We start from the raw sequence: 7,499 nt of genomic DNA on the forward strand, positions 1-7,499 counted from the left end.
GCATGGTCATTTCGGATTTTGCCATCAAGCGCCCACTGCTCACGGTGGTGGCGATGCTGGCACTGGTGGGCTTCGGACTCGTCGCCCTGACACAACTGCAGACCGACGAGTTTCCCGAAGTCCAGCCCCCGGTGGTGATGACCACCGTGGTGTATCCCGGTGCCTCGCCCGAGCAGGTGGAGCGCGAGGTCCTCGAGCCGATCGAAGAGGCGATCCAGTCCATCGCCGGTGTCAAGTCGATCAATGGCGAAGCGCGTGACGGATACGCGATGATCGTCACGCAGTTCGTCTTCTCGAAGGATCTGCAGGAAGCCACGCAGGACATCCGTGACGCGATCAGCACGAAGCGTCAGGATCTGCCGCAGGAAATCGAAGAACCGATCCTGCGCAAGTTCAATCCGACCGACGCGCCGATCATGACGCTGTCGCTCTGGTCGAACACGATCACGCCGGCGCAGCTCACGCTGCTCGCCGATCCCGGCATCACGCGTGAACTGCGCGCGATTCCCGGCGTCGCCGACGTGTCCATCACCGGCGCGGTGAAGCGGGAGCTCACCGTGAACCTCGATCCGCAGCGCCTCCTGGCGGCGGGTGTGAGCGTACCGCAGGTGGTGGGGGCGTTGCAGGCCGGCAATCTCGCGGTGCCCGTAGGACGCCTGAACGGCGCGCTCGACGAACGGACCATCCGTCTGCAGGGACGTCTGAACAGTCCGCAGGACTTCATGCAGCTGGTGGTGTCCGAGCGGAACGGACGCATCGTGCGGCTCGGCGACGTGGCGACGGCCACCGACGGGATCGAGGAGCAACGGACGCTGGCCCTGTTCAATGGCCGCGAAGCCGTGGGTCTCGAGATCAAGAAGACCAAGGGCTACAGCACCACCGCCGTGGCTGCAGCCATTCTGAAGAAGGTGGAGCTGCTGCGTCCGACACTGCCCGCGGGCGTGCAGTTCGAGGTGGTGAAGGACAAGGGTGAGCGCGTGGACGACTCGGTGGCCAACGTGCAGAGCGCGCTCGTGGAGGGCGCGGCACTCACCGTGCTCGTGGTGTTTCTCTTCCTGAACTCGTGGCGTTCGACGGTGATCACCGGTCTGGCGCTGCCCGTGTCGGTGCTGGCGTCGTTCGTGGCGGTGTGGGCGTTCGGGTTCACGCTGAACACCATGTCGCTGCTGGGGCTTTCACTGGCCATCGGCATTCTCATCGACGATGCGATCGTCGTGCGCGAGAACATCGTACGACACGTGGAGATGGGGAAGGATCACTACACCGCGGCCCGCGAGGGCACCGATGAAATCGGGCTCGCCGTGGCGGCCACCACGTTCTCCATCGTGGCGGTGTTCGTGCCGATCGCGTTTCTGGAGGGGGAGGCGGGGCAGTGGTTCAAGCCGTTCGCCCTGACCATCGCGTGTTCGGTGCTCGTCTCGCTGTTCGTGTCGTTCTCGCTCGACCCGATGCTGTCGGCGTACTGGTCCGATCCGCATCTCGAGGAGCATCAGAAGAGCTGGCTCACGAAGCAGCTCGACAAGTTCAACCACTGGTTCAACGGACTCGCGGCGGGATATCGTCGTCTGGTGGGATGGGCGCTCGACCATCCGAAGAGCATGGTGCTGCTCGCGGTCGCGTCTTTCACGTTCGCGCTGGCCATGCCGGCGATGGGTCTCGTGGGCGGCGGGTTCTTCCCCATCGAGGACAACGCCGAATTGCAGGCCAACGTGGAATCGCCGCCGGGCGCCAATCTCGACTACCTGCGGCAGAAGGTGAACGAGACGCTGGCCATTGCATCAAAGTATCCCGAGGTCCGCTATTCGTTCGTGACCGCCGGTGGTGCGAGCGGCGCGGTGGATGTCGCCAGCGTGTATTTCAAGCTCAAGACCAAGGCCGCGCGCAAGGCGGCGGGCGAGCGGGATGCGGAAACCCTGGCCGCGGTGCTGCGTGAGGATGTGAAGAAGATCGGCGGTGCCACGGTGTCGGTGTTCACCAACGATTTTGCGGGGCAGGAGAAGCAGATCTCGCTGGAATTGCGCGGCAACAACAAGGAGGCGCTGCAGCAGGTGGCCAATCAGTATCTCGCCGCGCTCAAGAGCACACCGGGCGCGGTGGACGTGGGGCTCAGCACCAAGGGGCAGAAGCCGGAGCTCACCGTGCAGATCGACCGCGGACTCGCGGGGGCGATGGGGATCAGTGTGGGGCAGGTGGCGCAGGCCATCCGTCCCGCATTCGCCGGGCTCGACGCGGGTGACTGGGTCGACCCCAACAACGAGACGCGCAAGGTGATGGTGCGGCTCGCTCCGGAAGCGCGGGCGCGCGGCGCCAATCTCGCACAACTGCCCATCGCGGTGGGGCAGGGGAGCGGCAGCACGCTCATTCCGCTGGAGCAGGTCGCGAAGATCCGCAGCGATCTCGGACCCGCCATCGTCAATCACCTCAACCGTGACAACGTGATCAAGGTGCAGGCGAACGTGGCCGGTCGCTCGCTCACGGAAGTCATGGACGACCTGGGACGCCGCACCCGCAACATCACGATCCCACCCGGCGTGACGTTCTCGAGCGGCGGTCAGGTGGAGCAGCAGAACGAGGTGTTCAGCAGCATCTTCATCGCGCTCGGTGTGGCCGTGGCGCTCATGTACATGATCCTGGTGGTGCAGTTCGGATCGTTCCTCGATCCGATCGCCATCCTGATCTCGCTGCCGCTGTCGCTCATCGGCGTGATGGGCGCGCTCGCGATCACCGGCAACACGATCAATCTGATGAGTCTCATCGGGGTGATCCTGCTGTGCGGCATCGTGGCGAAGAACGCCATTCTGCTCATCGACTTCGCCAAGTGGGCGCGTGAGCGCAACGGCATGCCGCTGCGGGAAGCGCTCATCGAAGCCGGCGCCATCCGTCTGCGCCCCATTCTCATGACCACGTTCGCACTCATCGCGGGCATGATTCCCGTGGCGCTGGGTGGTGGTGAGGGCGGTCAGTTCCGCGCGCCGCTGGGCGTGGCCGTGATCGGCGGTGTGGTGACGAGCACGGTGCTCACCCTGCTGGTGATTCCGACGTTCTACGAGATCTTCGACAACCTGCGCACCGGTGCGCTGCGTCGCGTGGGACTGACACCGCCACACACGGGACAGTACCGGGCGCTCGAAGTGACCGGCGATTGATGATCCCGAGGTAGGATGGGCAAGCGGCCGTTCCAGGAAGTGAGCTGGAGCGGCCGCTTGAACTTTGCCCCCCGTGACGGGGTTACATTGCCACCGCTATGCGTTCGTGGTTTTTCCCCGCCCTGTTGGTTGCCGGCAGCTGGCTGACCGCACTTTCCGATGGCCCGTGGACCTATGTGGTCCTCGGCGCCAGCGCGATCATCACCGAAGAGCTCGGGCCTATCTTCGGTGGCATTGCCGCGCACGAAGGTGAACTGCATCTGGGGCGGGTGATTGCCGCCATCACGATCGGTGGATGGGTTGCGACGTGCTTTTTGTATGGTGTGGGGCGCTGGAAGTGGGATGCAATCCGGCGCCGGTTCCCCCGCGCCCGCAGCACCGGCACCGTGGCGCTCCGGGTCGTGCGCAACAATCCGCTCAAGGCGTCGTTCTTCGTGCGTTTTGCCTTCGGATTGCGGATCATCCTGCCAATGGCGTGTGGGGCTGCCGGCGTGCCATTGTATATCTATCTGCCGGTTTCGCTGATCGGCTCGCTGGTGTGGACGGCATTCTTCGCGGCGATCGGATACGCTGCCGGTGAAGCCGCCGTGCAGGCCATCGGGCACATTGGACAGGCCGGTGAATTGGTGGGGGCCGTGTTGTTGACGGTGGCGATTCTCGCCTTCGTACGCTGGCAACGGCGTCGTGGGGAGCGGAAGGCCGCGCGGTCCGAGCAACGCCAGCCCTCCGAATCCCCTCTCTCGGACCGTGCCGACATCGACTTCGAGCGCCACCGCGAACGTCCAGGCGGATGAACTGCGAGCCCTGCTCGGAGCGGTGATTGCATCGCCTTCGTTGCAGGGATCACTCGATGCGATCTGTCGCGGGGTGGAAGCACTGGTGCCGGGAGCCCGTTGCACCGTTCTGCTGCTCGATGCCGAACGTCGGACATTGTCTCCCGGTGCCGCGCCCTCGATGCCCACGGAGTTCGTGCGGCTCACCGAGAACATCCCCATCGGTCCCCTGAGCGGATCCTGTGGAAGCGCGGCGCATCTCGGGCATGTGGTGATCGCCGAGGATATCGCGACCGACCCGCGCTGGAAGGGGGCGGCGGAAACGATCATGGCGTTCGGGCTGCGCTCCTGCTGGTCGATGCCCATTCTCGCGCTCGATACCACGGTGGTGGGCACGTTCGCCATCTATCATGCCGCGCCCGGCACTCCCACCGATCGCGAACTGCAGCTCATGGAAGATGTGAGCCGCGTGGCTTCGCTGCTGATCGGTGGCGCGAGAACCGAACGGGCCGCGGCCGCCGAAAGTGCGTTGCACGACGCGATGGAGAGCCGGCGGTTCATCGATCGCATCATGCAGGCGATTCCCGACATCGTCTACACCTTCGATCTCGAGGAAAACCGGATCACGTTCATCACGCCGTCCTGTGAACGGGTGCTGGGGCATCCGGTGGCCGAAGTCATGAGCATGACGTCCCGCGCCTGGACCGGTCTGGTGCATCCCGACGATCTGGATGGGCTCCTGAGCCATACTGCGGGATGGCGGGAGCATCCCGATCCGCCCGTGCGTTCCGTGCAGTACCGTATCGCACATCGTGCGGGAGGCTGGCGATGGATGGCCCAACGATCGCTGGTGCTCGCCCGCAATGCCGCCGGGCAACCGGCGACCACCCTCGGCGTGCTGCAGGACATCACCGAGTCGCGGATCCGGGAGCAACGTCTCCGCCAGGCCGAGCGCATGGAGGCGTTGGGGCGCCTGGCCGGTGGCATCGCGCACGATTTCAACAATCTGCTCACCGTGATTCTCCATTCGGCGGAGAGTGTGAACGACGCGCTCTCCGTGGAGCATCACATCGACCGCGCGACGCGGGAGGCCTCGGCCGACGTGATCGCGGCGGCCACCCGGGCACGCGATCTGGTCCATCGCATCCTCACGTTCAGCCGCATGCGCGACGCCGTGCGGGAACGTTTCAGTCTGACCGACGTGGTCGCGGAGGCGGTGCGTTTCTTCGAGGCTTCCAAGCCATCCACGCTCGAACTCGATGTGCAGCTCCCCGACGAACGGTGTGAACTGGAGGGCGATCCCTCCCAGTTCCAGCAGGTGGTGCTCAACCTGTGCGCGAACGCCGAGTATGCGATGCGGAGCGCGCGTGATGCGAATCTCGAGATCTGGCTGACGCCCGAACTCATCACGGCTGGAGAGTCGTCGACGCTCACGCCCGGGCGCTGGGCGCATCTGGTGGTGCGTGACAATGGATCGGGCATGAGTGAGGAAGCGCTGGCCCGCGTGTTCGAGCCGTTTTTCACGACCAAACCGCAGGGGGACGGCACCGGGCTTGGCATGGCGGTCACGCTGGGCATCGTGCAGGCCCATGGCGGTCAGGTGCAGGTGCACAGCCAGCTGGGGCGGGGCACCGAGGTGGATGTCTGGGTGCCTCTCCTCGAGTCCGATGCCGAACGTCTCACCTCCCGGCCGACGCTGGTGGACGGGGCTCTGGCGCCCCGAACCCGGCGGGTGCTCGTCGTGGACGATGAACCGGCCGTGGCGCGCGCGCTCTCCCGACTGCTCTCCTCACTGGGGCACCACGTCGTCACCACCACCGATCCCGAGGCGGCGCTGCAGGATATCGTACGCGACCCGATGGCGTTCGACGTGATCCTCACCGATCAGACCATGCCCGGCATGACGGGTGACGCACTGGCCCGCGCCGTGCTGTCCATCCGCCCCGGTCTGCCGGTGGTGCTCTGCTCAGGATTCAGCGAGCACTATCAACTCGACGATGCCCAGCGCGATGGGATCCACGCGTTCCTCACCAAGCCGCTCGATCGTGAGCAGGTGCGCAGCGTGTTCGATGAATTGCCTTGAAGTGAGCCGCAGTGAACTGAAGTGACTGGACGCACGAATGCGCAGCGTCACTGCCTGATGCGTTCGACCGGGCGGAGTTCGAAATGCTCCACGCCGTCGGCATCGGTGACGGAGACCGCAACGGTCGTGTCCTGAACACCGAGAATCCGCATCGTCACGGGCAGCATCAGCACGAATCGCCGTGCGCCATCGGTGGTGTAGCCCGTGACCCGTCGTTCGCCCCGCGTCTGATCGGGGTGCTCTTCCACCCAGAGTCGTCCGGTGGCGTCGCAGTGCAGGGCACTGAGCACCGGGAGCAGTCCACGGGGGGTCATCAGGCGCATGGGGGCGAGCATGTCTTCGGTGATATCCGATTCCTGCTCGACGTAGTTGCGGGCTACCGCGCGGTAATCGGCATCCGAAACCGGGCGCGGAGGAACCGAGGCCCGTATGATCGAGACGACGCGTGAGTCGAGTGTCATCATCGACACCGTGTACGACTGATTGTCCGCCACGGCGACCCGGTCACCACAGGCCGTGGCCAATGGCGACGCGGCAAACGGTGACATGCCGAGGGAGAACGAGCCTTCCTTCTGGGCTGCCATGACGTACTGCTCCAGGCCGGGACGATCCGGCCCCACTCTCACGGCCGTGCCCGTGGAGTCGACGGCCACGATCGACATGTTCGGGCGCGTCATGCCCACGGCCATGATGGGTGGTCCCATCACCCACAGAATCGTGGCGCCGGTGCGTGTGACACCGAAGCTTCGCCAGACGAAGTAGGAGGAATCGGGGAGCGTGCGATTGGTGAAGGCCGTGATGCGTTCGATCGAATCGGGGCCGGCAGGCGCGGGGGCGAATACCGTGGTGCGCCGTGTGACCCCATCGACGACGGCAAATCGCTGCCGATCGAGACTCCAGGGCCCGGCCATCGCGCGGAACTCGCCCGGCCCCGATCCGCCGCGTCCAATGCTTCGGACGAAATGCCCGTCGGCCGCGAAGAGCAGCAGTTCCTTTCCACCTTCGTGACCAACGAGGACATCGCCGGCATCCAGGAATGCCGCGCCGCTGATCTTGTGAAGCTCCGGCCGGCTGGCACGGGGAATGGAATCGATGCGGAAAGTGGCCGCTCCCAGGTGCCAGGCTGGAGCAGACGACTGCCCACCTGCTGGCAGCACATGCTCCACGATCGTGATGCCCGCACTGTCGCTGCGGAGCCCTTCGACGGTTGTGGTGCTGCGGTCAGGCGACGCCTGGCACGCGCCAAGAGCCAGGCCGCACACGATGCTGCACGCGATGGAGAGAGCCTTGTGCATATCTCGGGGGGCGGGTCCGTTCATTCCGACAAGTCGCTGGACTGGCGAATGTGGGGAAATTCACGCCTGGTGCGGAGGGCGTCCAGGACAACAGATAAACGGCTTTGCCGCGGATTACGCGGATGGGGCGGAAACAACACGGATCAACAGCGGGGGGTGTTCCCGTAGTTATCCGTGTTGTTTCCGCCCCATCCGCACAATC

4 protein-coding genes are annotated in these 7,499 nt (G+C 65.2%); 3 read left to right on the top strand and 1 reads right to left on the bottom strand.

The window, feature by feature from the left end; translation table 11 throughout:
- Positions 1-2 precede the first annotated feature (2 nt).
- From WG208_RS11145 to WG208_RS11155, 3 genes are all read left to right on the top strand, one after another.
- Positions 3-3,146, top strand: a complete 3,144-nt coding sequence (locus WG208_RS11145; protein ID WP_337171432.1) for an efflux RND transporter permease subunit — start codon at positions 3-5, stop codon at positions 3,144-3,146.
- 98 nt (positions 3,147-3,244) lie between these two features.
- Positions 3,245-3,940: a DedA family protein gene (locus WG208_RS11150; protein WP_337171433.1), complete on the top strand. Its 696-nt coding sequence runs from the start codon at positions 3,245-3,247 to the stop codon at positions 3,938-3,940.
- Positions 3,894-6,002, top strand: coding sequence for an ATP-binding protein (locus tag WG208_RS11155; RefSeq protein ID WP_337171434.1), 2,109 nt, complete (start codon positions 3,894-3,896; stop codon positions 6,000-6,002). Before WG208_RS11150 ends, WG208_RS11155 begins: the two co-directional genes overlap by 47 nt.
- Positions 6,003-6,049: 47 nt before the next feature.
- On the opposite strand, the gene WG208_RS11160 is transcribed toward WG208_RS11155, so the two are convergent.
- The gene (locus WG208_RS11160; protein ID WP_337171435.1) at positions 6,050-7,297 is read right to left on the bottom strand and encodes a hypothetical protein; all 1,248 of its coding nucleotides are present in this window, start codon (positions 7,295-7,297) and stop codon (positions 6,050-6,052) included.
- Between the last annotated feature and the right edge of the window lie 202 nt (positions 7,298-7,499).

Source organism: Gemmatimonas aurantiaca, from assembly GCF_037190085.1.
Taxonomy (GTDB): domain Bacteria; phylum Gemmatimonadota; class Gemmatimonadetes; order Gemmatimonadales; family Gemmatimonadaceae; genus Gemmatimonas; species Gemmatimonas aurantiaca_A.